The sequence below is a fragment of the Actinophytocola sp. genome, from assembly GCF_036002505.1.
Lineage (GTDB): Bacteria > Actinomycetota > Actinomycetes > Mycobacteriales > Pseudonocardiaceae > DASYTH01.
Genome location: NZ_DASYTH010000051.1, coordinates 22,689 through 47,549, shown reverse-complemented (window position 1 = coordinate 47,549; position 24,861 = coordinate 22,689). Strand labels below are relative to the sequence as shown.

Sequence of the window (24,861 nt, the reverse complement as noted above, 5' to 3'; positions counted from 1 at the left end):
GTCCGGGTGCTGCTGCGGCGGCGTTTGGTGGTGCGCAACCGGAACGACTCGGTGCCGGTCTCGATGATGGACGCGTCGAACGTCAAGCGATCGACAATCGCGGCGCAGAGCCGCGGATCGGTGAAGGTGCGAGCCCACTCACTGAACGCCGAGTTGCTCGCGATCGCGATGCTGGAACGTTCTTCCCGCTCGGTGAACACCTGGAACAGCAGCTCCGCGCCGCGGCGGTCCAGCTCGAGATAGCCCAGCTCATCGAGGCAAAGGAGATCGACGCGGCCGTAGCGGGCGATGGTCTTGGACAGGTGCTTGTCATCGGCGGCCTCGACAAGCTCGTTGACCAGCGCGGCGGCAGTGACGTAGCGGACCTTGAACCCGGCCTCCGCCGCGGCGGTGCCGAGCCCGATCAGCAGGTGAGACTTGCCGGTGCCGGAGTCCCCGATCAGGCAGACCGGCTGCCCCGCGCGGATCCAGGCGCCCTTGGCGAGGGTGTGCACGAGTGCGGGCGGGACGTTCGGGTTCGCGGCGAAGTCGAAGTCCTCGATGCGTTTCGTGCGAGGAAAAGCAGCTTGCTTGACCAGACGGGCCTTGCGGCGGACCTCGCGGTCCTCGCACTCGATGAACAGCAGCTCGGACAGGAAACTCTTGTAGGTGGCCTGCTGCCGGGCCGCGGCGGCGGCCTGGTCGCCGAACCGGTCGCGGATCGTGGGCAGCCGCAGGATCCGGCAAGCCTGCTCGATCGCGGCGTCGGCGGCTTCCTCGGTGATCTGATCCCGGCCGCGGGCGGTGGTGCGGGTCATGACGCGTTCCCCTTCTTCGGAGTGTTGCGCAGCAGCTGGTCGTAGGCGTCGATCGACGGTGCGGGACGGGGGTCCGGCGGCAGTTCGGCGGCGCGGCGGCGTTCGGGCAGTGACACGATCTTGCTGCGGCTGCGCTGCGGCCGTGGCAGCTCGGCGCTGGGTTCGCCGGCCGCGGCGGCGTGTTTGCGGGCCTCGATCGCCACCACGTCCGGTGAAACCGACCCGGCCTCGAGCGTGACGCGGATCCCGGCGATCACGTGCGCATGAGCCATCCGCCGGTGCAGCAGCAGAACCTCGATCAGCAGCCGGGTTCCGGCCTGGTCGCCGTGTTTGGCCCGCGCTGCGGCCCAGAACGCGTCGTGGGTGGCGGTGAACCAGCCCTTCTGCCGCGCGTGGACCAGCGCGGTCGCCCCGCGCAGCGCGCCGGGCTTGCCTGCCAGCACCTCCAGGTAATGATCCAGCACCAGGTGCTGCCCGCCCTTGGTGGTCAACCGGGGATGCCGGGCGACCTCCGTGGAGCCGTGCAGCACCACCAGTTCTTCCGCGTCGAGCTTCGCCCGGACCGTCTGCCCGATCAGCCGGGCGGGCACCGAGTAGAGCGCTTGCCGGACGGTGATCCTGGCGTAGCGGTCGACCCGGGGTGTCGTGGTCAGCGCGATGTCGAACTCCTCCACCGGCAACGACGCCAGCAGCGGCGCCTCCAACGCGAAGTCCTCCCCGATCGTGCTGGTGCGGTGGTCAATATGACGGGAATTCTCGGCCAGATCCGCCGCAGCGAGCTTGTCGTTGATGCCGGCCAGCCCGGAAATATCGGCGATCTTCGGGACTGGCACGAACCAGCGACGCCGGAACCGGCCACCCTCACCCTCGACGCCACCCTTCTCGTGGGCGCCCTCTTTTCCTGGCATGCAATAGAAACTCGTGATTCCATACGCAGACTTGAACAAGACCCATCGATCCGTTTCCACCCGTGACCGTCCAAAGCAGACCCGCCGGACCGCTGAGGAGAGGTTGTCGTAACGGATCTCGCCAGCCGGGACGCCGCCCAGCTCGGTGAAAGCAGCGACATGACCGGCGAAGAACGCCTCCTGTCCCTGTGACGAGTAGACGCGGTGGATTGCCTTGCCAGAGAACGACATTCGCAACGTGAAGAGGAAGCACTTGGTGTCGGCACCACCGACGTTCACCCAGACCTCGGCGAAGTCGACCTCGGCGTCCTGCCCCGGAAGATGTGTCTGCGGAACAAATCCGTCCATCACACCCGCCCGGTTCCGCGCCTCCAGCAAGATCTCCGGCCGCCGCCTCGCGACATACTTCGACACCGTGCGATAGGCGATCGTCGCGTCATGCTCGTCGACCAGCCGCTCCCAAATCCGGTGCGCGGTATGCCGCTGCTTACGCGGCGCATCCAGATCCGCCCGCAGCATCTCGTCCATCGCCTCACCCAGCGGACCAGTCACCGGCGATGGCCGGACCGGCGTCTTCCGTGCTGGCGGCACCGCCGACCCCAGCGCCTGACGCACCGTCCGGCGATGCACTCCATGCCGGTCAGCCAACGCCCGGACCGACAACCCCTCCACCCGGGCATCCCGCCGGATCAGCGCGAACAACTCCACCCTGGACACCATTCCGGCTCCCACGCGGACGGCCCCTCACCGGCACTGTCCACCCAGGACCCTCAGCTCAACCCACCGACTCGCACACCACGAGCAGGAATTCGCCCGATCGGTGGGGCCCGCTAACGGTGCCGAACCGGGGCCAAATCACGATGCCACGGCCAATCACCCGGCGGCGTTCACCGCCGGGCTGCTGCGCGCCCAGCCGATGGGCTTCTACTCCCCGCAATCTCTCGTCGCCGACGCCCGCCGACACGGAGTGGCCACCCGCCGGCCGGACATCAACCGCAGCCTCGCCCACGCCACCCTCGAACCCGGCCCCGAAACACCGGCGGCCACGCCATCCGCCTCGGCCTGGCCACCATCGCCAATGTCGGCGACACAGCCGCGGAGCAGATCGTCGCCGCCCGCGATACTGGCGGGCCGTTCACCAGCATCGGGGACCTCGGTCGCCGCACCTCTCTCACCCAACCCCAACTCGAGTCCTTGGCCACGGCCGGCGTGTTCGATCAGCTCGGCCCGGACCGGCGGCAGGCGCTGTGGGCGGCAGGCGCTGCCGCCCGGGACCGGCCCGGCCACCTCCCCGGCATCGCGGTTGGCCTCGACGCGCCCGCGCTGCCCGGCATGTCCACCCTCGAGATCGCCACCGCCGACGCCCTGATCACCGGTATCACCCCCCCGGCACCCACCCCGTCGAATTCCTCCGCGCCCACCTCACCCACCTCGGCGCGCGGCGAAGCGCACGAACCGGACCCGGCACCATGCCAGCACCGCGCAGAACACGTGCAACCCCGCAAGGCTGCCCCAATCGATCACCAGGTACTCGCCGGGTAACCACACCGCCGGACGGCGACCACGATGATTCCCCTTGCGCCACAAGCACTTCTCCTCGGCGACCAGACGCCGGAAGTTCCGCGGCGACCCCGCATAACCCGCGGCCCGGGCCGCCGGCAGTAACCGCTTGGCCGAGATCCGGCCCTGCGTCTTGGCCACCCGCTCGGCGACCAACCCGGCCACACCGTCGAAGTTACGCTCCCGCAGCGCACGCACCACCGGCCCGTCGCCGGACTCGTGACGCTCGATCACCCGCTTGACCGTCTTCGAGGTCGTCCCCGTGATCTCCGCGGCGCCACGGTAGGTGCCCACCTCCCGATAGGCGGCAATGATGTCCATTCGCTCTCTCGCAGACTTCAATGGAAGCTCCTGGGCGGTGCGGTGACTGGTTGGCACCGCCACCGTCACCGCCCAGGCCTCACGCTCCCGAACGACACGACGAACGAAGAACCGGGGACTTTCACCTGGCCACCAGCGAGGACCTCGAATCGGCCACACACGGGGACTTTCTCATGGCCACGGACACAGGAGATGCACCAGCGGCCCTCGGTGAACAAACACTGCCTGCCGCGCTAACCAGTCAACGCCGGCGACACCAGTTACCGCGAAGTTCCCGACAAACCAGCTGAAGCCAATCACCGTGACGAGCACACCCACTCGGCTGTCCGGTCGACACTGCCAAGCGATCAACCCGACGGCGATCAAGGACCAGCCAGTGATCAGATCCGGGGCCCAGTGCTGCAGATCAGTCCAGCCGAACCCAACCCGTTCTGCCGCCAGTCCGACCACCATGGCGGCCGGCCACAACAGCAACGCGAGTCGCGGCATCCGACCCCTACCCGACCAGATCGGCGATCGCCTCGCCGGACAACGCGCTCTTGGTGAGAAAACCCCTCGCCCGGCTACGATGAAGGCGCGGTCCGTAGGCCGACATATCACGACTTGAGATCAGCACCACTGCCGGCGGATCCGCCAACTCGGCGAGTACCTCGGCCACGGATAACCCATCGCTTCCCGGTAGTTGGATGTCGAGTAACACGATCTGCGGCCGCAGCGCACAGACTGCATCGACAGCCGCCGCCCCGTCGGCTGCCTCGCCCACCACGTTGAGTCCCTCCGCCTCCAGCATGGCCCGGGCGGAGGCGCGGAAACCCTCATGATCGTCGACGATGAGGATAGTGGGTCGCACTGCTCCATCGTCACAGACGACGCAGCGCCGCACAGTGTGGCTTAGCACGATCAACTCAACGCCTCACGCGGCCCGGTCGCCTTCGTGGTGACCACAACCGCCTGTCGTGCTAGCGCCAGCGCGCCAACGGTCAGACCGTTCTACCGTAGACATCCGAGCATCGTGCCCGTGGTATTCGATCGCGGACATGTGCCGGCGGCAGAGGGTGAGACATGCAGACGCCGAAACGGACCGCGCTCTTCGTGACCCTCGCTATGGCAGCCATCACCGACGCCGGGATCGACGGACGACCCTTACCCGACGGGAACAGGTCCTCAAACTCACCATCGGGAAACAAACCCTGGCGATGATCAGCCAAGAACGCGAACATGCTGCCCTCAGCCACCAGATGACCCACCAGCGCCTGCGCGTCCAGCAACTCCCGATCCACCCGCTCCACACCCTGCACCCGAAGATCATCTCAGCCGAGCCGACACCCACCAAGCACGACGCGCCGATTATTCAGCGGCCTCGTAGCAGTTGTGTGCGGAACCAGATTTCAGCAGCATGCACGCCGCCGGCGTCGAGTTCCTCACCGAGCCCGAACTGAGCCAGGATATCGGCGCTGGCGCTGCTGGAATCGAAACCCTTGGTTGAGGGCGACTTCTACCCCGGCGACGTGCTTGTGGCGGAGCTGAAAGTGTCCACTTCGTACTGGCGCGGGCACCCCCGCCGACCTGGCCATGCTCGAACGAATCATCAACTCGATCGGGGGACTCGATGCTGATCTCAAGGCCGACATCGAGACGTTTCACGCACGCGCGTGAGAGCCTGACGTCCGTGGTACGTCAGGCTGGCTGACGAGCTTGTGAGGTCGCTCTGACGATCCCGAACACACGCACTGTGTGGAGTTGAAGGCCCGGTCCGAGTGTCACCATGAAGTGGGTGACGTACCAGCCGGCCCCTCGGGAAACCACCGCTGCCGAGGCCACCCACGCCGGCCCTGTTGGCCACTCCTGACCCGCGGCAACGCCAGGCGGAGTCGATCCTGCACGCGCTCGCCGAGGTGCAGGCTGTACTGACAGATCGTGCCCACATGCTCTGGCACACATAGCCGACCGGGGACAACCCAACGACCCCCTACCGGCGGCGACCGCCGGCCCCATGGCGAGTGTCGTCTTCCTGGACTTCGCGGGCTGAGACGTCGCGGCTCCCGGGTGGACCAACGGTGATGGAGCTGGCCCCGAAGTCATGGGCATGACAAATTGCGCAGGGCAGCGGCGCAGCGCCTCGGCGGCGGCAGGCGGTGCACCATGGCCCCACGAGGAGGTCAGCAGCGCCCACCTCGCCATGAGCACGGCGCAGAAGGCCAGTCCGGACGGTGCCCATCGTCGCGAACGCGGCGCCGTAGAGCAGCAGACCCCGAAGCGTCTTCTGGTCCTCGCGTTCCTGCTGTCGGCGCGGGTCGTCAGGAGTCGATCGTCGGGCCGGCAACTGTCGGGTCAACAGAATGGTTCGAGCGCGGTGGCCGGTTCGCCGGCTGCGGCAGCGGGCGCCCGCAGTACGTCGTCCGGGATGTCGAAGGCTTCGACAAGCAACGGCAGCATCGGCGCGAGCTCGGCGTAGCAGGATTCCATCGTGTCGGGCAACGCACCGCACTGCTCGGGCGTCAGCAGTTTCTCCGCGACGAACCAGGCGGCGTCCTGGGATATCTGGCGCAGCGCGTAGATGGCACCGAGGCCGTGCAACAGGTGCTTTGCCTGCGGGTCCGGGGTGTTGCTGGCGGCGCTGACGAACTCCTCGAGCAGCAGCCGCGCGCCGTGCGCTTCGCCGAAGCGCAGTGCGTCGTTCACGCACTCGTTCCACGCCTCGAGCGGGTCGGACTTTCGGGTCCGGGAATCCTGCCAGCGTGCCGCGCAGCGCTGATGCCGAATGCGCTCACGTTCCCGGAACAGGTGCAGCCACAGTCGCGGGTCGAGCAGGTCCGGTCCGACCGGGTGGTCGGGCTGGCTCACCGGTGGCGCGTAGTCTCGTAGCTCGAGCATCTCTCTGGCGGTCTTGGCCAGCACGACGACGTTGTCGCCCTCGCCGGTCACCGTGATCCAGTTGAACACCACGAAGTCCGCGATCCGGTTGGCCGAGAACATGCCCTGGGCGCCGAGACGTTCCCGGCAGTCGATGAGCACCTGTCCCGCCGTCCAGGTCACCACCGCCTTGGTCACGGCCAGGCGCTGGATCAGCGCGCGGCGCGGCGAGCGGGGTTCGTGCCACCAGGTCTGGCACAGTCGCTTGGCGGCGTTGGTCAGCAACGTGATTCCGTAGGTGTCGGACAGCGCGTCGAGCAGGGCCTTCTGATGACTCCTGTAGGAGACCACCGCGACGTCGGAATGCCCAGGGGCGAAGGTTCGGCGGCGGTGGCCATGCCTGCTGGCGATGGTGGTCGCCGCCCGGGCGGCGGCCGCGCTACTGGTGGCGAGGAAGAGCTTGCCGATCTGTATCCGTTCGGCCGACTTGAGGAACCGCTCCCGAGCGGTCGTTGCCAGGCCGCTGTCCGAGTTCCGAGTCGGCAGCGCATCGGCGACCAAGAGGGCGGAGCCGGGCAGGCGAACCTCGTCGAAGGAGGTGACCGCGTTGTCGGTGAACAGCGCCGGTTTGTCCGGAAGCGCGGTGCTCGTCACGCCCGGGCGCATACCGTCGACGTCGCGAATCGGCACCAGGAACGGGAAGACCCCACGGTCCTCACCCTCGACAACAAGCCGGGCCAGCACCACACCGGTCTTGGCCACCCCGGGAAGGGCTGTGCCGGACATGAACTTCCGCGCTCGGGCGGTGGGGGTGTGCAGGACGAACTCCCCGGTGCCGGCTTCGAACGAAGCCACCGTCTCCAGATTGACCAGGTTGTTGCCATAGCCGAGCTCGGTGGCCAGGAAAACGCCTACGGTGTTCACTGCCTCCAAATCCGCAATGATCTGCAGCAGATCGTCGCGACCCTGGCCGTGGGCAAGAATTGAGCCGAGGCAGAGGTTGTAGTGCACCGTGATCGCCACGGCCAGGCCGATGTCGGTCAGCACCGCCCACTCGTGCATCGCACACAGCCGGTACGGGTCGGCGACGATCTGCCGGGCCGGCTCCAAGCGTCCCGCCAGGAATCGGAGTCGCTCGTATATCAGTTCGGCGGCTTCACGCGCGCCCAACCCGGAACGGTTGTCGAACACCTCTGCGGCGAAGAGCTTCCGCAGATCATTGTGCACGTCCTGGCGACCGCCGGACAGAATCTCGGTCAGACACGACCTGGTATCCACACGTCCCCCGTTCGGTTGCAGATTCCCGCAGGGGCGCGGCGCGGCGCGGCCCAACCCGTGATGTCTTGACAAGTCTGGCACACTACCGTTGGAGTGACTACCCTCATGGTTACTTATCTCCGAGTGGTTGGCCGGGGTCTGGTCGAACCCACAGACAGGGAACGCTTCAGGGGGACTTCACCGTGGACAGCGACGTTGCGGCCATCACTCACGACATCTCCACGGGTGAGGCAGCCGAGCGCCCGACCGGTAGGCGACGCGTGGTTTCGCCGAACGCGGATCTGGTCGCGCTGACCAGCGTGGTGCTCGCCGCGTTCGTGCTGAGCAGTTCCTACACGCTCACCAAGATCACTCTTGACGACCTGCCGCCGCTGACGATCGGCTTGATCCGGTTCACTGTGGCCGCCCTGCTGCTCGGAATCTGGGTTCGTCTGATTCGCCGGCACCCGCGGCCGACCAGGGCCGACATCCGCCAGCTGGCGATCGGCGGGCTGCTCGGCATCACCATCTACTTCTCGATCGAGAACGTCGGCGTCGATCTGGCCACCGCATCCGACGCGGCCCTGCTGGTGGCCGCCTATCCCGCGCTGACCGCGCTGCTGGAACTGATCGTCTATCGTCGGCGCACCGGGGCGCAGGGACTGGTCGGAATCGGGCTGGCGATCGTCGGCGTCTTCTTCGTGGTCAGCTATGCGCCGGCAAGCGGTCCGAACCGGCTGATCGGCGACGTGCTGCTGGTGGTGAGCGGGATTGTCTGGGCGCTGTACAACTTCGCCACCCGCAATGTGGTCTCGCGGTATCCGACGCCGACGGTGCTGTACTACCAGTCCGTGGCCGGCGCGATCGGGTTCCTGCCGCTGGCGTTGATCGAGCGGGACGAGTGGCGTCCGTTCACCCACCTGGGCACGACCGCGGCCGCACTGACCGGTCTCATCCTGCTGTGCTCTATTCTCGGACTGGGGTTGTACGCCAAGGGACTTCAGCGGCTGAGTCCCAGCGCGGCTGTCAACGTGCTCAACCTGGTGCCGCTGTTCGGTCTTGTCATAGCCGTGGTCACCCTCCGCGAAGCGGTCACTCCGTTGCAGATCGCCGGCGGTCTCGTCGTGGTCGTCGGCGTGATGATCACGTCTCGGCACGATATTGCCAGTCAACGCAAGGAAAGGGCAGAACCGTCGTCATGACGCAAGCAGGGCAGAGCTACAAGGTCGCGATCGTCGTCGATGAAGCACTACCGCCGGGGCTGGCCGCCAACACGGCCGCGGTGCTGACGCTCACCCTTGGCCGGCGCATCGAAGGTGTGCTCGGACCCGACCTCAAGGATGCGGACGGCAGCACGCACACCGGGATCACCACCGTGCCCATCCCGATTCTGACCGCGAGCGCCGCGACGGTGAAGCAGATCCGAAACACGGCTGCCAGTGACGACAACAGCGAGCTGCTGGTGGTCGATTTCACCGACTGTGCGCAGCGCACCAAGACGTACGACGACTATGCCCGGCTGTTGGAGGCCGCCGGCGACGACGACCTCGGCTACCTGGGTGTCGCCCTGTACGGCCCGCGCAAGCCGGTGCAGCGGTTGACCGGAAGCCTGCCGCTGCTCAGGTGAGCGTCTCCGCGGCGAACCTGACGATGCGCCGCACACCCTCGGCGACGTCGGCATCGGCGGCCGTGAGCGAGAGTCGGACGAATCCGGCGCCGGCCGTCCCGAACGCGTTCCCCGGCGCCACGGCCACGCCGTGCTCCTTCAGCAGCCGCAGCGTGAAGTCATGGTCCGACAACCCGGTCGCCGAAATGTCCAGCCAGATGTAGAAGGCGCCGCGGGGCTCGGTCGGCAACAATGGCGAGTCCCGCAATGCGTCGAGCGCCGCGGCGCAGCGCGAACGATAGGTTTCCCGCATGAGCCGCACCTGATCCTGCGGACCGGTCAGAGCGGCCAGCGCGGCCCATTGGGTTGGCTCGCTGACACACGCGAGCAGGGATTCCTGACATTTCGCTATGGCGCCGCTGATGGTTTCCGGCGCCGTCAGATAACCGATTCGCCAGCCGGTCATCGCATAGGTCTTGGAGAAGCTGTAAGCCGAGATCACTCGCGCCGTGTTCAGCGTCGCCGGGCTGATAAAGGAATCGTCGAAGACGATTTCGTCGTAGCACTCGTCTGAAACTATCCACAGATCGTGTTGTTCGGCGAAGTCGACGATTTTCTGCATACGCGCGGCGTCGATGAGCGTACCGGTGGGGTTACTCGGCGAATTTATGAGCAGGACTCGCGTATGGGGGCTGACCAGAGACGCCAGTTGATCGACTGTCGGCAGGAAATCGGTTCGCCGGGTCAGTTGGTACGTTCGGGGCCTGATTCGCAACAGCTGGGACATCATCAGGTAGTTCGGCCACGCGGGGTTTGGCAACAACACCTCGTCACCCGGTTCCGTGGTGGCGGTCAACGCGGTGAAGAGACCCTGGCTCGCACCCTGCGAGACGATCACCCGGTCCGGTGTTGTCCGATAGCCGTTGCGGGCCAGGATCTTATCGGCCAGTCTCGACCGCAACTCTGGAATACCCGCGCTCGGGGTGTAGTGCGTGCGCCCGGTGGAGGCTGCATCGTTCGCCGCCCACACCACATGCTCCGGGCTGTCGAAAGCCGGGTCACCGATATCTAACCTGATCGTCTCCGGAAGAGATGCGGCCAGTGCCATTATTGATCGAATTCCAGACCGCGGAAGCGTAGCGGCAGCCCGGTTCATCCGTGCCATGTAGAGACCTTTCACTAGTGTCCGACCGTGACCGTATCAGTTGATTAGACCGGCGTCCGCTGCTTTGGATGTCCCTGATCGGCATGATGTTGATCAGTGTGTCACCGAGCCCGGAAGATCGGCGAAGTCATCGGACGAGTCTCGTCTCAGCCCTTGTTGATCGCCAAACGAACATCTTTTCGGAGTCGGTTGACGTGTCGCCTTTGTCTATCTAGAGTGATGGTGACCATGTGGGTAGTCACTCACTGTCAATGAACGTAATCCGACTGCGACCGAGTACCGTTCGGGGGAGACAACGGTGGGTAAACAGAGTGCGTCGACCGTATCAAATGACACTGTGCAACTCACTATTAACCGCTCTGCCGGTGGCGATCAGTTGGAGGTGCGATTACGCGCCTCGGTCCCCGCCGATGTGATCGCGACGTTGGGTCCGGCGGGGACCAGCAGTGAGATGGCGGGCCACTATCTCGCCAAGGAACTGGGCCTCGCCGGTGACGGTACGCTCACCCTGTGTCCCTCATATGAGGAGGCACGGGCCATGGTCGCGGACGGGCGCGCGACCCGGCTGCTCGTGGCGAACGCCTATCACGGGATCAGCGAGTTCTACATGGATCCCTGGCTGACGCTGGAACGGGCGTTCGTGTTCGACACGCCGCTGTACGGGCTGGCCTCCCGGCGCCGGTCCCCGTTACCGCTGCAGTGCACGATCGTGACCCACCCCGCCCCGATCCCTTTGATCAACCAGCTCATCCCGCCCGGCTACGGTGTCTCCACGGTGGGAACGGCCGCCTCGACGAGCGCGGCCGCGGCGCAGGTCGCGGCCGGCGGTGCCGATCTCGCGCTGACCACCGAACCGGCCGCCCGCCGCTACGGGTTGCAGTTCATCTCGCCCACCCGTCCGATCCGCATGCTGTGGTCGGTGTTCGTGCCGATCCGCGAGGACGAACGCCTGCGGCTGTCCACACCCGAGGAAAACTTGGGTCCTCGGCCCGGTGACCGACAACCCTGGGCCAGGACCACCCTTCCAGCCCCGAAAGAGCCCAGAGATGCCTGAGGTCAGCACCGTCCGTGAATGTCTGGTGCCAGGGACGGTCTTTCGGCGGGGTTCGACGCTGTCCCCCGATGAAGGACCTGTGCAGGAGGTCGAGGTGGGTCCCTTCCGCATCGACGAGCTTCCGGTAACGAATGCCCGGTACGCCGCCTTCGTGGCGGCGGGCGGCTACCGGACCGCGTCGCTGTGGACTCCCGCAGGCTGGGCCTGGGTGGCCAGGGAGGACATCACCAAACCCAACTACTGGGACGATCCCGTGTGGTCGGTGCCGGATGTTCCGGTCACCGGGGTCAGCTGGTGGGAGGCATTGGCGTTCGCCAGGTGGGAGGGCAAGACTTTACCGACCGAGGCGCAGTGGGAGCTTGCCTGCCGGGGTACCGCGGGCAACACCTACCCCTGGGGGGAGGACACCCCCGACCTGTCCATGGCGAACTACGCGCCTGACTGCGACCCGGAGGAGTTGGATCGCCGGCCGACTCCGCCGGACCGTTACCCCCGCAACGTCAGCGAGTTCGGCGTCCGCGACCTGGTCGGCAACTTCGCCGAATGGTGCCTGGACAACTACACCGTCGGATACCAGGTGGCCGGCCGAGATCCGTTGTACGCCTCGAAAGAGGAGGCCAGCCATGTCGTCCGGGGCGGGTGCGGCCTGCACGACGAGGACTACCTGCGTGGCACCGCACGGGACCACTATCCGCCCGAACTGCGCGACAACCTCATCGGTTTTCGCTGTGTTCGACCCATTCGTGACGGAGCACTCGTATGAGCGTGATCGTCCCAACCAGACGACGACGGAAACCCTCCTCGTTGCGGTATTACCAGGACGGGCCGCCAGCCGCTGTGGACATCGGCACCTGGTCGTTGACCATCACCGGTGCGGCCGGTGTCGACCGGGTGCTGAGCTTCGTCGACCTCGAACAGGTGCCCTCCTTGGTGGAGTCCCGCCGGTATGTCTGCGTGTGCAACTGGAGCGTTCGCGAGCTCTGGGGTGGGTACCTGCTCGCCGACGTGTTGCGCCTGGCCGGCTGGGACGGCAGCACAGCTGGCCTGTATCTCAAGCAGACCAGCATCGGCACGCCCGAGAAGGGCGTCTACGAGTCGACGATTCCGCTCGGTGACGCGATCGACCGGCGCGCCATCCTGGCCACCCGCATCGACGGCGAGCCGCTGCCGCTCGAGCGCGGTTACCCGTTGCGGCTGCTCGACTTCGGCCTCTACGGGTACAAGAGCGTGAAAGGGTTGGCCCGTCTGGAGATCACCACGAGCTTCGAGCTGGGCAAATGGGAGAGGAAGGCCGGCTACGCGCTGGACGGACAGATCATGCCCAAGCGCTACCGGATGTGCGACCTGGACCGGCACGAGTTCCTGATCCGGCCGGGCGAGGTCACCGAGTTCTGACGAACGCCAGTACACGACCGACTCAACGGGGGAGATCATGAACTCGGTTCTTTTCGCTGAGCAGTTACGATTATATGACTGGATCACGGACGTCTCACCGGCCGACGGTCCGCAGCCGCTGCCGCCGGATGTCCGGGCTCAGGTGGCCGCAGCGTTGTCCTGGCCGGCGGTGCAGCAGCCGGCCTGGCCGAACCCGGACAACTCCCGGCAGGTCGGCCGCATCCTGGAGAGCTCGCCACCAATCGTGGTGCACGAGGAGGTCGACCGGCTGCGCGACCAACTCGGCGCCGTTGCCCGCGGGGAGGCGTTCCTGCTGCAAGGCGGGGACTGCGCGGAGACCTTTGCGCTCAACACCGAGCCGCACATCAAAGCCACCCTGCGGGTGATCCTGCAGATGGCCGTGGTGCTGGCCTACGGGGCGAGCCTGCCGATCGTCAAGATCGGTCGGATGGCCGGCCAGTACGCGAAACCACGCTCCAAGCCGATCGACAACCACGGGTTGCCCGTGTACTGCGGCGACATGATCAACTCCAGTGAGCCGCTCAAACAGCTGCGGATTCCGGATCCCAGCCGGATGATCCGCGCGTACGCGAACTCGGCGGCCACGTTGAACCTGGTGCGCGGCCTCGCCGGCGGCGGTCTGGCCGGGCTGCGCCGGTTGCACGAAGGAAACATTGAGTTCGTACGGCGATCCTCGGCCGGCGCCCGGTACGAGGCACTGGTCGCCGAGATCGGGCGCGGCATGCGGTTCGTCTCGGCGTACGGGGTCGCTGACGCCAAGCTCGACTCGGCGGAGATGTTCACCAGCCACGAGGCGCTGGTACTGGACTACGAGCGGTCGCTGCTGCGACCGGGCGGTCTGGACGGTGTCCGGGCCGCGCCCTACGACCTGTCCGCGCACTTCGTGTGGATCGGCGAGCGCACCCGCCAGCTCGACGGCGCGCACATCGCGTTCGCGGAGCTGCTGGCCAACCCGATCGGGGTGAAGCTCGGCCCGACCACCACGCCGGAGCAGGTTGTGGAGTACGCACGCCGGCTCGACCCCAGGCGTGAGCCCGGCCGGCTGACCTTCATCTCCCGGATGGGCAACGGCAACATCCGCCGGGTGCTGCCGCCGCTCGTCCAGGCCGTCAGGAACGTGGGCCATCCGGTCGTGTGGCAATGCGATCCGATGCACGGCAACACCCACGAGTCCTCGACCGGGTACAAGACCCGGCACTTCGACCGGATCGTCGATGAGGTGCAGGGCTTCTTCGAGGTGCACCGGCGCCTGGGCACCCACCCCGGCGGCATCCACATCGAGCTCACCGGCGAGGACGTCACCGAATGCCTCGGCGGTGCCCAGGAGATCTCCGACGCCGATCTGCACGGGCGCTACGAGACCGCGTGCGACCCCCGGCTCAACGTCGAGCAGGCCTTGGAGCTGGCCTTGCTGGTCGCCGAAATGCTCCGAGACTGAGGCCGGTCATGCGGGCGACCCGCTCACGTTCGCGGGGTTCCGCCGGACCCCTGCGAGCTTGCCGGCTGTCGCCCTGCGGACTGCCCACCTCCTTGAAGGGAGAGAAAGTTGAAGAAGGTCCTGCTCGTCGAGCTGTCCGTGTTCGAACGGATGACACCGCTGGCGTCCGGTTACATTCAGGCGTATGCCATGACGGATCCACTGATTCGCAGCGAGTATCGGTTCGAGCGGTATACGGACGTCGCCAGGGCATCCCGGACCGATGTCATCCGTGACCTGGTCGGGTTCGCCGCCGACGTGTACGCGTTCAGCTGCTACGTATGGAACATGGGCCTGGTGCGGTCCGTTGTGGACGCCATCAGGCAGGCGAGGCCGCACGCACAGATCATTCTCGGCGGGCCGCAGGTGATGTCGCAGGCCCATCGTTACCTCAGCAGGTCCGACGAACGAACGGCCATCTGCAATGGGGAAGGGGAAATCACCTTCTCCAACTACCTCCTCGCACTGACCGACTCCGGCTCGCGACTGTCTGACGTCAACGGTCTCAGTTTCTACCGTGACGGTGAGCTGGTGACCACCCCGAAGCAGCCGAGGAACAACAACCTGGATGACCTGCCTTCGCCGTACCTGACCGGCATCTTCGACTCCGGTTACAGCATAGCCATCCTGGAGACGAACCGTGGTTGCCCCTACCACTGCGGGTTCTGCTTCTGGGGTGCGGCCACGAATGACCGGGTGCATCGCTTCGACGAGCAGCGGGTCCGGGACGAAATCAGGTGGATAGCCAAGAGCGACATACTTTTCCTCTTCATCGCCGACGCCAACTTCGGAATGTTGGGCCGAGATGTCGACATCGCCCGGCACATCACGGACTGCGCGAACGACCATGGCGCACCCAATGTCGTCTACTTCTCGGCGGCGAAGAACAAGCCGCACGCGGTCACCAAGATCACCACCATCTTCCAGGAGGCAAACCTCATCTCCTCGCAGCCGGTGTCCCTGCAGACCCTCGAGCCGAACAGCCTCAACCTGATCTCCCGATCGAACATCAAGCTGAGCGCCTTCGCCGCGATCCAGGAGGACCTGCGGGAAAAGCGGATCAGCTCCTACATCGAGCTCATCTGGCCGTTGCCGGGGGAGACCCTCGACTCCTTCCGACGGGGCATCGGCACGTTGTGCGATAACGAAGCGCAAACAGTGATCGCATACCCGCACCTGTTCCTCAACAACACCCCGATATTCCACAACGCGGAGTCCATGGGGATCAAGACCCGGTCGGCAGGAGGAGATGCCGCGGAAGCCAGTGTCGTCGTCGCCACGAGGGAGGTCACCGAAGACGAGTTCGCCGAGGGCATGTACTTCTTCTACGCCTTCCATGCTCTGCACAACACACGTAGCCTCCGGACCGTGAGCCGCTACCTGGTGAAGCAGCCCGGGATTCAGTACCAGGACATCTTCGCTGCGTTCGCGCAATATTTGCGTCGGCAGCGAGAAGATGACCCGATCCTCTCGTACATAGAGCGCTCCATCTCCGACGCCGACTACTACGACGTAAACAACTACGGTCTTTTCATCCATTCTGTGCTGCACGAGTACCGGGAGCTTTTTGTCGACCACGTGCGCCGCTTCACGCAGGGTCAGGACTGGTGGGACGACGGCAGGGTGCGGGCCCTGTTCGAGGTCGACGCCGTGAACCGCCCGTACATCTACAGCAACACACCGATGGACGGACACACGGAAGGCTTCCAGGCGCTGCGTTTCCTGGGCCGTGGTCCGCGCAGCTACACGGTGCAGGTTCCGGAGGAGTACTTGCAGGATGTGGCAGACGCGGTCCAGATCCAGACGATGTCAGCGGATGGCACCTTCACGGTCGAGCACAAGCGGATGCAGTATCCGTTCATGCCGACCCAGAGCCGTGATCACAGCGGCTCCTACTGCCACGGAATGATCGAGAAGGTCGGGAACATCACGCCGTTCTGGGTGTCGGCCTCACCTCGCCGATGAGCGGGTGAGGCACTCCGGTGCCTGCGGCCGGTCAGTGGATCATCTGGTGAGAAAGGACTGGACGCCCATGTCGAAATCCAATACCGAGATCGAGGGCATCGACACGACGTCGCTCGCTCCGTCGGATCCTGATCACGCCTTGGCGTCGAGCCAGCCGCGAACCGATCATCCCCGGGACGGTTCGCTGAGCGACCTGTTCGCGGAGCAGGTCGCACGTCGCCCCGACGCGCCCGCCGTGACCTATGGTCCGGTCACGCTGACCTACCGGCAGCTTGACCGGGTGACCAACTCGCTGGCCGCCCGGCTGCGGGAACTCGGTGTGCGACCCGGCCGGCTGGTCGCGATCAACGCCGACCGGAATCTCAGCGTCGTCGTGGGCATGCTGGCCACCGTCAAGGCCGGCGGTGCCTATCTGGCACTGGATCCAGCCCACCCCGCCGCCCGGTTGCGCACGATCTTGCAAGAATCCGAGCCCGTGGTCGTGCTGACCGAAGCGAGCCTGGACGATCCAAGCGACCTCGGAATTCCGGTGATCGCGGTTGTCGGGCACCTGGGTGGTGCCGTGCGAGACGGCGCCGTCCATGATGTCCGGATCGATGGGGGCGCCGGCCCTGAAGATCTGGCCTATGTCGTGTACACGTCGGGATCGTCCGGCGAGCCGAAGGGAATCTGTGTAACGCACCGCAACGTGGTACTGCGCACGTGGAACTGTGATTACGTCACGTTCCGGCCGGGCGACCGGGTGTCGCAGATCTCGAACGCAGCCTTTGACATGTCAACGGTCGAGGTGTGGGGGACGTGGCTCAACGGGGGAGAACTGGTCGGGTTCGACCGTAATACGATTCTGTCGCCCGGTCAGCTGGCAACCGCCCTGCGAGAGCGTCGCGTCGACACCGTGATGATGCCGACAACGCTGTTCAATCAGCTTGCGGCGGATGACCCGTCGACGTTCGCGACGATCTCCCAGCTCCTGGTCGGCGGTGATGTGATGGCGGTCGAACAGGCCAACGCCCTCGCGGCACTACCGGGGTGCAGGCTGATGAACGGTTACGGCCCCGCCGAATGCACCGCGATGACCACGGCACACCACGTAACGCCGATGCCCGCGGAGACGCTGAGAGTTCCTATCGGCCGGCCCATCTCACACACTACCTGCTATGTGCTCGACGACATGCGGCGGCCCGCGCCGGTCGGGGTGCCCGGCCAGCTCTACATCGGCGGTCCTGGTGTCGCGCGCGGCTACCTCGGCCGTCCGGACCTGACGACGGAACGGTTCCTTCCGGACCCGTTCGCGGCGGAACCGGACAAGCGCATGTACGCGACCGGAGATCTGGTGTGCCAGTTGCCGGACGGTTCGCTGGACTTCCTCGGCCGGGCCGACTTCCAGGTCAAGATCCGGGGCTTCCGGGTCGAGATGAATGAGGTCGATGCGACGCTGCTGCGGCATGCTGGGGTCAGGGAGGCGGTCACGGTTGCCGTCGCCAACCCCGAAACCGGAGACAAGACACTCGTCAGCTACTACGTGGCGGCGAGTGAAGAATCCCCGGAAACCGGTGAGCTGAAGGCGTTCCTGCGCGACCGGCTGCCCGAGTACATGGTTCCGGCACGGCTGGTCCGCCTACCCGAACTGCCGAAGAACGCCAACCTGAAGGTCGACCGCGCGCTGCTGCCATCCCCGGCGGTCGCGTCGACGCCGGCGGATGACCTCCGCCCAGCGGACGCCGAAGTGCTCGACGACGAGATCGCCGCCATCATCGGGCAACTGCTGAGCGTGCCGAGCTTCGGTCGTGACGAGAACTTCTTCGACGGCGGCGGTCAGTCCATGCTCGCGGCCCGCCTGCTGACCCGGTTGGGCAGACGCTTCGGCGTGAACATGACGTTGCCGGAGTTCTTCGAGGATCCGACGGCGCGCGGCCTTGCCAGGTACATCCGGCGGCGGACCGAGACCACCGCCGCGCAAACCCCGGCCATGGCCGAGCCCGCGCCCGCTGCCCGGGCTGGGGAAGGGCGTCCATGACGAGGACGACCGATGCGTCGTGCTTCCCTCCGTGCCGGCCGGAAGCCACTGCGCCGCCGACACTGGACGCGGACGCGATCCAGTTGTTCTGCCTGCCTCATTCCGGGGCAGGCGCGTCGGCCTACCGGGACTGGCCGGAACTGATGGCCCCGGGCATCGAAGCGATACCCGTGCAGCTGCCGGGACGGGAAGGCCGCTTCCGGGAGCCGACACTACATTCGGCCGCGGAGCTCGTCGCAGGGTTGCGGGAGCCCGTGGCGAGCCGCGCGAAGAGAGACTTCGCCTTGTTCGGGCACAGCATGGGCGCGCTGCTCTGCTATGAGCTGGCGCACGAGCTGTTCGCGCTCGGCAAGCCTCCGCGACATCTGTTCGTCTCAGGGCTGGGCGCCCCGCATCTGCCGCGTGAGGGGCCGCTGCTGCATGAGCTGCCGGACGACGAGGTGATAGCGGTCGTGGCGAACCTGGAAGGCACCCCACCCGAGCTACTCGCGCAGCCGGAGCTGGTGCAGCTGCTGCTTCCCTTGTTCCGCGCGGACCTCAGGGTCTGGGAGACGTACATCCCGCACCGGGGCCCGCTGCGGGTTCCGGTCACCGCGATGGGCGGTCGCCAGGACCGCAGCGTCAGTCTGGACCGGGTCGGCGCGTGGGGAAGCCTGACCTCAGCCGACTTCCAGGTCAGGGAATTCGACGGCGGTCACTTCTACCACCACACGTCGCCTGGCGAGGTGGCCGCGATCATCGAGGAGCGGCTGCGCGAGCCCAGCCCGATGCCGGCGACGCCGAATCCGTAGTCGCTGGTCAGCGCAACCGGACGGGGAGATTCTCCAGTCCGTGGATGAGGCTGGAGGGCCGCCACCGCACCGACGACTCGGACACCGCCAGCGCCAGCCTGGGGAACCGGGCCAGCAGCGCTCCGAATGCGATCTCGCCCTCCAGCCGCGCCAGCGGCGCGCCCAGGCAGTAATGGATCCCGTGGCCGAACCCCACGTGGCCCGCCGTGTCCCGGCCAACGTCGAGTTGATCAGCGTCGGCGAACCGGGACGGATCGCGGTTCGCCGACGACGTCGCGAGCATGACCCATTCCTTCGCGGGGATGTCGGTATCGCCGATGGTGACCGGCTCCAGCGTGAACCGTTCGGTCGCATGGTTCAGCGGGTTCGCGTGCCGCAGCAGTTCCTCGACAGCCGAAGGCAACAGCGAAGGATCGTCTCGCAGCCGCTTCAGCTCGACCGGGTGAGTCAGCAGCGCCAGTACCCCGTTGGCGATCAGGTTCAGCATCGTCTCGTGCCCCGCGACGAGCAGCAGGAACATCATCGCGAGCAACTCGTGCTCCGACAACGAATCCCCCGAGTCACGAGCCGCGATCAGCGCCGAGAGCAGGTCGTCCACCGGAGACCGTCGGCGCTCCGCGACCAGGTGTGTGAAATATTCGTACATGTTGACGGCGGCCGCGCGGGACTCCTGACGCGTTCCCCGGGAGGACAGCAGAGTTTCTGACCACTCACGGAACAACTCACGATCCCCGACCCCGACGCCGATCAGCTCGCAGATCACCGTCACCGACAGCGGGAACGCGAACGGCTCGATCAGGTCCGTCTCGGCGGGGCCGTCCGACATCGCGTCCAGCAGTTCGTCGGTGATCGACGCGATCCGCGGTCGCAGGGCGGCCACCCTGCGTGGCGTGAACGCCGTCACCACCAGACGGCGCAACCGGGTGTGGTCGGGTGGATCGAGGTTGAGCATGTGCTGGTCCAGAAACGCCTGCACGGGATCCACGTTGATGTCGAAGTCCTCGGGCGTCATATGCGCCACCCAGTCCTTGCCCAGCCGTGGATCGGCCAGCGCGGCGCGCACGTCCTCGTACCGGGTGACGAGCCAGGCCCGGACCCCCTCGGGCGTGATGACCGGAGTCACCGGCGCGAACGAGCGCAGCCGTACGAACAAGCTCTGGGGATCCTGGAAAAACGAATCGCCTAACCGCTCGATCGCGGGTGACACTGTGCCCTCCATCGGGTCGTTATCGGCTTCGTTGCGGTTCTTGTATTCCGGGCTGGCGGGAACCGCGGTAGAGCCCGAGCACCACGCCGGTGATCACGATCGCACCGCCGGCGATCTGCGGTCCGGTGATCTTCTCGCCGGCCAGCAGGACCGCCCAGACGGGACCCGCGACCGTGGCGATGTTGAGCAGGTTGACCGTCGCGCTGGGCGCCAGCGTCCGCAACCCGTAGTTGTAGAGCAGAAACGCCGCGACCGAGCACAGCGCGGCGAGAAACACGATGCGGGCGATGTTCGACGGTGACGGCACCGACCACCGGCTGCTTTCCACGAGGGAGAGCAGTACGAACCCGCCCGCGCCCGCGAGTGTCTGGTAGTACGTCACGACGATCGGCGATGCTCCCGAGGTGTCCCGCTGGGCGAGCAGGTTGTAGGCGGCCCAGACGACGCCACCGGCGACGAGGATCAGGTCGCCGAGCAACCGGCCGCCGCCGTTGTCGCCGGCGCCGTCCGAGACGATCAGCCACACCCCGCCGACCGCGATGAGCATGCCGGCCAGCCGCAGCACCGAGAACGAGGTGCTGCCAAACAGCAGTTCCAGCACCAGGGTGATGATCGGGTAGGAGGCCACGATCAGGGTCGCGTCGGTCGCCGAGGCAAGATCGACCCCCATGTTCTCCAGGGCGAAGTACACCGTGATGCCCAGCAGCCCCGCGAACGCGATGTGCATCCGCTGGCGGACCGACGGCAGGCGCTTGTCTCGCTTGGTGTGTACCAGCACACCCAGCACCAGTGCGGCGAGAACGAACCGCAGCGCGCCGATCGTCATCGGCGGGATTTCCGCGAGCGCCACCTTGGTGATCGCGAACGAACTGCTCCAGATGAGCGCGGCGGCGACGATCGCGGCTATCGCAAGACCGAGCCCGCGCTGCGTGGCGATCGCCGTGGGCACGTCGGCGGCCGCCATTCCCGGCACGGTTTCACCTCTCCGGTCCGCAGGTGTCGTCATGACAGATCGACAACTCGGCCGACGTTTCGCCGGGTAGCCCGCGTGCAGATGTAGCGCGCCGAGGCGACATCCTGGGCGGCGACGCCGAGCGACTCGTAGATGGTGATCTCGTCGGCGGATCGGCGGCCCGGCCGTTCGCCGCGCAGCACCTGGCCGAGCTCCACGAACGAGTCCGGTTTCGGCAGCGCGCCCTCGGCGATCGGAATGAGCAGATCCCCGGCCTCGGCCAGCGCGGACGTCGAGCTGTCGACGATCATCGTCGAGCCGGCGACCAGATCGGTCGCCAACTCGCGGTTGCCAGGAAAGCACGAGCCGACCGCGTTGACGTGCGTCCCGGGCTTGACTCCCGCACCGCCCAGCACCGGGGTTGCCGAGCTGGTGACCGTGCAGATCACCTCGGCCGCCGCCGCGGCGTCGTCGGCCGTGTTCGCCGGACGCACGTCGAGTTCGAACCGTGACCGGGCCCAGCCGGCGAAAGCGTGCGCCCGCGCCGGGTCGCGGCCCCACACCCACACCCGCTCGATCGGTCGCACCTCGACCATCGCGGCCAGGTGCGTCCGGGCCTGAACACCGGTGCCGATGATGGCCAGGGTCCGCGCCGTGCGGGCGGCCAGCACGTCGGTCGCCACGGCAGAGGCGGCTGCCGTGCGGATCGCGGTGACCGCGCCGGCCTCGATCACCGCCGCCGGCTGCCCGGTCGCGGTGTCGAACACCAGAATCACCCCGAGATGGGTGTCCAGCCCCTTGGCGGCGTTGCCCGAGTTCACCGTCACCGCCTTGAGCCCGAAGCCGGGCTCGGGGTGCGTGACGTAGGCGGGCATGCTGCCGAGCACCGCATCCTGGCCGCGCGCCCACAGCACGGTGCGCAGCGGCTGCACGACCTCATCGGTGCCCATGGCCCGGAACGTGTGCCTCATCAGCGCGATCGCGTCCGGCATCGGGAACAGCTCGTCGACGGCGGCCTTGCCGATGATCCTCACGCCGGTGCTCCTACCGCGGCGTCCCCGGCGATGCCGGAGGGCGGTGTTTCGAACACGATGTGCATGGCTACCTCTCGAATCCGATCGCGTCAGTCGGTCAGGCGCACGGTGGTCAGCCATCCCGCGAGGCTGTCGTCGCGGCCGTGCACCGCGTCGCGGTACCGCTGCAGGTACCGGCGGGTCACCGGACCCACCGAACCGTCACCGACCGACCGCCCGTCGATGGCGATGACCGGCACCAGTTCGCAGCCCGTGCCGGTCAGGAAGATCTCGTCGGCCGAGTACAGCTCGGAGCGCGGCACCTCGCGTTCGACGACAGTGTCGCCCTCGGTGGCGGCCAACTCGATGACGCAGCCGCGGGTGATGCCGGCCAGGATGTCGGCGCCGAGATGCGGGGTGATCAGCTGGCCGTCCCGCGCCAGGAACACGTTGGCGGTGCTGGCCTCCGCCACGGTTCCCTTGGTATTGAGCAGGATCGCGTCGTCGCAGCCGGCCGAGGTCGCCTCGTCGACGGCCAACGCCAGGTTGGCGTACGAGCCGGTGATCTTGGCCCGCGCCGGCAGCGACTCGTCCGGAACGCGGCGCCAGGACGACACCAGACACCGCACTCCCTCGATCCCGATGCCGGCGGGCATCGGCAGCGCGTAGATGGACGTGGCGGTGCTGATCCCGCGCAGTCGGACACCGAACGCCGTGCCGGGCAGGAACTGCAGCGTGTGCGCGATCGGCCGCAGGTAGGTGTCGCCGCGATAGCCGTTGCGTACCAACAGCTCGGTGCTGGCATCGGAAAGCTCGGCCACCGTGGCTCCCAGATCCAGGTGCAGCAGCCTGGCCGACGCGGCGAACCGCTCGAGGTGCTCCCGTAGCTTCACCACGTGCAGGCTGTGCGCCCGCGGATCCCAGTAGGCCCGGATTCCCTCGAACACTCCCGTTCCGTAGTTCAGACCCTGGGTGGCTACCGTGAAGCCAACGGAGTCGTATGCGACCACGTGGCCCTGGTGGTAGGTCCAGGGTGTGGCCGCGAATGCCGGCCCGCGCAGGCCCTCGGTCACCTCCTGGGCGGTCATCGCGCGTCCCGGCGGCCGGCGATGGCCAGCGCCGCCCTGCGCTCGACGTCGTCGGGCACGCGGCGATCGTGCACCCTCGACGCCTTCCAACTGACCAGTGCTCCCGTGCCGGCGATGCCGCCGATGTCCTCCAGCGAGACGACCGGCTCGACGCCGAAGCGCCGGCGGACCTCCGCGCGCAGTGCGGGCTCGTCGACCGCGTCCGGATCCAGGCATTCCAGCCGTACCGTCAGTCGGTCGGTCCCGTCTTCCCCGTCGATGACGATCTGGTAGCCAACGCACCGGCGAACGTGTGTCAGCACGGTCTGCTCCAGGTCGAACGCGCTGATCGGCTCGCGGTCGACCAGCACGGTGTCGCGGACGCGCCCGAGCGGTTGGAGAGTGTGCGACGGGTAGTCGGCGGCGCCGGCCGGCGGCGTCAGCCGCACCAGGTCGCCGGTCCGGTACCGGATCAGCGGCTTGCAGCCGCGGTACAGGTGGGTGATCACCAACTCGCCGAGCATCGAGCCGTCGGCTCTCGGCTCGGCCAGGTTTCCGCTGTCCGGGTCGATCACCTCGTACACGACGCTCAGCGGGATCGTGCGCAGGCGGCCGTCGGCGCGCACGGCGGCCAGGATGGACGACTCCTGCGAGGCGTACATACAGTTGTAGGCCGTAGCCGACCACAGGGACTCGATGTTGGCCAGCAGCGCGGGAGTGGCCAGTTCCCCGACGACCATGATGAAGTTCAGGTCGAAGTCGTCACGTGCGGACAGGCCGAGATCGCGGGCCTGCTTGGCCAGCGACATCGCCATGGCCGGGGTGCAGACCAGGCCGGTGACGTGCAGGTCGCCCAGCAGCTCCAGCGCCCTGCGGAAGCCGACGACGGGGGAGTGCGGCCACATCTTCGCCACCGGGTGCCCCAGGTTTCGGAACACGTCGCCGAAGGTGTCGCCGGTGGAGTGCAGTTCGGTCGGGCCCATCACAGCGATCAGGTGCCGCCCGGGATGGGCCCGCAGCACGTCCCGGTAGTTGACCGTCAGCGCCATGTTGTTGGTGCCGCTGTCGGTGTTGTCGCGCGGGCACGGCGTTGCCCGCCCGGTGGTCCCGGTCGTTTCGTAGAACACCCACCCGTCGGTGACCGGGCGGGACAGCAGGTCCAGCAGGTTGTCGCGCAGGTCGTCCTTGGTGGTGAACGGCAGGCGGGACAGGTCGGACAGCTCGAAGGCGTCGATGTCCGCCGAGGTCAGCTGTCGTAGGTGGCTGCGGTAGAACGGGGCGTTCCCGACCACGAAGCTTAGCGTCGCGCGCAGTTCCGCGCGCTGGTGGTCGTGCAGCCGCTCGGCGGTCCAAGCACCCCGCTCGAAGTCGGTGTGCTTGGCGAGCAGGTCCCGCACGAGCGCGTCTTGCTCGGGGTGGAAGATCGTGTACATAT

20 protein-coding genes and 3 pseudogenes are annotated in these 24,861 nt (G+C 66.9%); 11 read left to right on the top strand and 12 right to left on the bottom strand.

Annotation, left to right across the window (positions count from 1 at the left end):
• Positions 1-797 (bottom strand): IS21-like element helper ATPase IstB (gene istB, locus VGR06_RS03735; RefSeq protein WP_327557509.1); only part of this gene is annotated, 797 nt, incomplete at its 3' end.
• Complete coding sequence (istA, locus tag VGR06_RS03730) at positions 794-2,425, bottom strand: IS21 family transposase (RefSeq protein ID WP_327557508.1); 1,632 nt, start codon at positions 2,423-2,425, stop codon at positions 794-796. The genes istB and istA, both read right to left, overlap by 4 nt.
• A gap of 154 nt (positions 2,426-2,579) precedes the next feature.
• Between istA and VGR06_RS03725 the strand changes: the two are divergent.
• Positions 2,580-3,144: pseudogene (locus VGR06_RS03725) on the top strand (helix-hairpin-helix domain-containing protein); the annotation flags it as partial.
• On the opposite strand, the pseudogene VGR06_RS03720 reads toward VGR06_RS03725, so the two are convergent.
• The 3 genes and pseudogenes from VGR06_RS03720 to VGR06_RS03710 all read right to left on the bottom strand — a co-directional run.
• Positions 3,143-3,607 (bottom strand): annotated as a pseudogene (locus tag VGR06_RS03720) (IS21 family transposase); the annotation flags it as partial. The pseudogenes VGR06_RS03725 and VGR06_RS03720 overlap by 2 nt on opposite strands.
• Before the next feature lie 475 nt (positions 3,608-4,082).
• Entirely contained in the window at positions 4,083-4,484 is a 402-nt protein-coding gene (locus VGR06_RS03715; RefSeq protein ID WP_327557513.1) for a response regulator, read from the bottom strand.
• A gap of 205 nt (positions 4,485-4,689) precedes the next feature.
• Positions 4,690-4,884, bottom strand: a pseudogene (locus tag VGR06_RS03710) (IS5/IS1182 family transposase); the annotation flags it as partial.
• 147 nt (positions 4,885-5,031) lie between these two features.
• On the opposite strand from VGR06_RS03710, the gene VGR06_RS03705 reads away from it, so the two are divergent.
• Positions 5,032-5,202 (top strand): contact-dependent growth inhibition system immunity protein, encoded by a 171-nt coding sequence (locus VGR06_RS03705; RefSeq protein ID WP_327557512.1) that lies wholly within the window; start codon positions 5,032-5,034, stop codon positions 5,200-5,202.
• A gap of 715 nt (positions 5,203-5,917) precedes the next feature.
• Here VGR06_RS03705 and VGR06_RS03700 read toward each other — a convergent pair.
• Positions 5,918-7,717, bottom strand: a complete 1,800-nt coding sequence (locus VGR06_RS03700) for an acyl-CoA dehydrogenase (RefSeq protein ID WP_327557507.1) — start codon at positions 7,715-7,717, stop codon at positions 5,918-5,920.
• Positions 7,718-7,899: 182 nt separating this feature from the next.
• On the opposite strand from VGR06_RS03700, the gene VGR06_RS03695 reads away from it, so the two are divergent.
• Positions 7,900-8,898, top strand: a complete 999-nt coding sequence (locus VGR06_RS03695; protein WP_327557506.1) for a DMT family transporter — start codon at positions 7,900-7,902, stop codon at positions 8,896-8,898.
• On the top strand, positions 8,895-9,323 hold the full coding sequence (locus VGR06_RS03690) for a DUF2000 domain-containing protein (RefSeq protein WP_327557505.1): 429 nt from the start codon (positions 8,895-8,897) through the stop codon (positions 9,321-9,323). The genes VGR06_RS03695 and VGR06_RS03690 overlap by 4 nt, the downstream gene beginning before the upstream one ends.
• Here VGR06_RS03690 and VGR06_RS03685 read toward each other — a convergent pair.
• Complete coding sequence (locus VGR06_RS03685) at positions 9,316-10,410, bottom strand: pyridoxal phosphate-dependent aminotransferase (protein ID WP_327557504.1); 1,095 nt, start codon at positions 10,408-10,410, stop codon at positions 9,316-9,318. The two genes, VGR06_RS03690 and VGR06_RS03685, sit on opposite strands and share 8 nt — an antisense overlap.
• 508 nt (positions 10,411-10,918) lie before the next feature.
• On the opposite strand from VGR06_RS03685, the gene VGR06_RS03680 reads away from it, so the two are divergent.
• The 7 genes from VGR06_RS03680 (at position 10,919) to VGR06_RS03650 (ending at position 19,187) form a co-directional block, all read left to right on the top strand.
• Positions 10,919-11,521 (top strand): hypothetical protein, encoded by a 603-nt coding sequence (locus tag VGR06_RS03680; protein WP_327557503.1) that lies wholly within the window; start codon positions 10,919-10,921, stop codon positions 11,519-11,521.
• Positions 11,514-12,284 carry a formylglycine-generating enzyme family protein gene (locus tag VGR06_RS03675; RefSeq protein ID WP_327557502.1) on the top strand — a complete coding sequence of 257 codons (771 nt, stop codon included), beginning with the start codon at positions 11,514-11,516 and terminating at the stop codon, positions 12,282-12,284. Before VGR06_RS03680 ends, VGR06_RS03675 begins: the two co-directional genes overlap by 8 nt.
• On the top strand, positions 12,281-12,916 hold the full coding sequence (locus VGR06_RS03670; protein WP_327557501.1) for a molybdopterin-dependent oxidoreductase: 636 nt from the start codon (positions 12,281-12,283) through the stop codon (positions 12,914-12,916). Before VGR06_RS03675 ends, VGR06_RS03670 begins: the two co-directional genes overlap by 4 nt.
• A gap of 37 nt (positions 12,917-12,953) precedes the next feature.
• Positions 12,954-14,375: a class II 3-deoxy-7-phosphoheptulonate synthase gene (locus tag VGR06_RS03665; protein WP_327557500.1), complete on the top strand. Its 1,422-nt coding sequence runs from the start codon at positions 12,954-12,956 to the stop codon at positions 14,373-14,375.
• A 108-nt stretch (positions 14,376-14,483) separates the two neighbouring features.
• Positions 14,484-16,379 (top strand): cobalamin-dependent protein, encoded by a 1,896-nt coding sequence (locus VGR06_RS03660; RefSeq protein WP_327557499.1) that lies wholly within the window; start codon positions 14,484-14,486, stop codon positions 16,377-16,379.
• A gap of 67 nt (positions 16,380-16,446) precedes the next feature.
• Positions 16,447-18,396 carry a non-ribosomal peptide synthetase gene (locus VGR06_RS03655; RefSeq protein ID WP_327557498.1) on the top strand — a complete coding sequence of 650 codons (1,950 nt, stop codon included), beginning with the start codon at positions 16,447-16,449 and terminating at the stop codon, positions 18,394-18,396.
• Complete coding sequence (locus VGR06_RS03650; RefSeq protein ID WP_327557497.1) at positions 18,393-19,187, top strand: thioesterase II family protein; 795 nt, start codon at positions 18,393-18,395, stop codon at positions 19,185-19,187. The genes VGR06_RS03655 and VGR06_RS03650 overlap by 4 nt, the downstream gene beginning before the upstream one ends.
• Positions 19,188-19,194: 7 nt before the next feature.
• Here the strand turns inward: VGR06_RS03650 and VGR06_RS03645 are convergent, their stop codons facing one another.
• The 5 genes from VGR06_RS03645 to VGR06_RS03625 form a co-directional block, all read right to left on the bottom strand.
• Positions 19,195-20,340: a cytochrome P450 gene (locus VGR06_RS03645; RefSeq protein WP_327557496.1), complete on the bottom strand. Its 1,146-nt coding sequence runs from the start codon at positions 20,338-20,340 to the stop codon at positions 19,195-19,197.
• Positions 20,341-20,413: 73 nt separating this feature from the next.
• Positions 20,414-21,358 (bottom strand): DMT family transporter, encoded by a 945-nt coding sequence (locus VGR06_RS03640; protein WP_327557511.1) that lies wholly within the window; start codon positions 21,356-21,358, stop codon positions 20,414-20,416.
• A 38-nt stretch (positions 21,359-21,396) separates the two neighbouring features.
• Entirely contained in the window at positions 21,397-22,380 is a 984-nt protein-coding gene (locus VGR06_RS03635; RefSeq protein ID WP_327557495.1) for an ornithine cyclodeaminase family protein, read from the bottom strand.
• Between the two features lie 89 nt (positions 22,381-22,469).
• Positions 22,470-23,447, bottom strand: a complete 978-nt coding sequence (locus VGR06_RS03630) for a branched-chain amino acid transaminase (RefSeq protein WP_327557494.1) — start codon at positions 23,445-23,447, stop codon at positions 22,470-22,472.
• Positions 23,444-24,859 (bottom strand): phenylacetate--CoA ligase family protein, encoded by a 1,416-nt coding sequence (locus VGR06_RS03625; protein ID WP_327557493.1) that lies wholly within the window; start codon positions 24,857-24,859, stop codon positions 23,444-23,446. Before VGR06_RS03625 ends, VGR06_RS03630 begins: the two co-directional genes overlap by 4 nt.
• Between the last annotated feature and the right edge of the window lie 2 nt (positions 24,860-24,861).

Excerpts from the sequence above, each read along its gene's own strand:
- istA (WP_327557508.1), bottom strand. The coding sequence starts at position 2,425 with ATGGTGTCCAGGGTGGAGTTGTTCGCGCTGATCCGGCGGGATGCCCGG.
- VGR06_RS03690 (WP_327557505.1), top strand. The coding sequence starts at position 8,895 with ATGACGCAAGCAGGGCAGAGCTACAAGGTCGCGATCGTCGTCGATGAA.
- VGR06_RS03685 (WP_327557504.1), bottom strand. The coding sequence starts at position 10,410 with ATGGCACTGGCCGCATCTCTTCCGGAGACGATCAGGTTAGATATCGGT.
- VGR06_RS03680 (WP_327557503.1), top strand. The coding sequence starts at position 10,919 with ATGGCGGGCCACTATCTCGCCAAGGAACTGGGCCTCGCCGGTGACGGT.
- VGR06_RS03675 (WP_327557502.1), top strand. The coding sequence starts at position 11,514 with ATGCCTGAGGTCAGCACCGTCCGTGAATGTCTGGTGCCAGGGACGGTC.
- VGR06_RS03670 (WP_327557501.1), top strand. The coding sequence starts at position 12,281 with ATGAGCGTGATCGTCCCAACCAGACGACGACGGAAACCCTCCTCGTTG.
- VGR06_RS03665 (WP_327557500.1), top strand. The coding sequence starts at position 12,954 with ATGAACTCGGTTCTTTTCGCTGAGCAGTTACGATTATATGACTGGATC.
- VGR06_RS03655 (WP_327557498.1), top strand. The coding sequence starts at position 16,447 with ATGTCGAAATCCAATACCGAGATCGAGGGCATCGACACGACGTCGCTC.
- VGR06_RS03650 (WP_327557497.1), top strand. The coding sequence starts at position 18,393 with ATGACGAGGACGACCGATGCGTCGTGCTTCCCTCCGTGCCGGCCGGAA.
- VGR06_RS03640 (WP_327557511.1), bottom strand. The coding sequence starts at position 21,358 with ATGGCGGCCGCCGACGTGCCCACGGCGATCGCCACGCAGCGCGGGCTC.
- VGR06_RS03630 (WP_327557494.1), bottom strand. The coding sequence starts at position 23,447 with ATGACCGCCCAGGAGGTGACCGAGGGCCTGCGCGGGCCGGCATTCGCG.
- VGR06_RS03625 (WP_327557493.1), bottom strand. The coding sequence starts at position 24,859 with ATGTACACGATCTTCCACCCCGAGCAAGACGCGCTCGTGCGGGACCTG.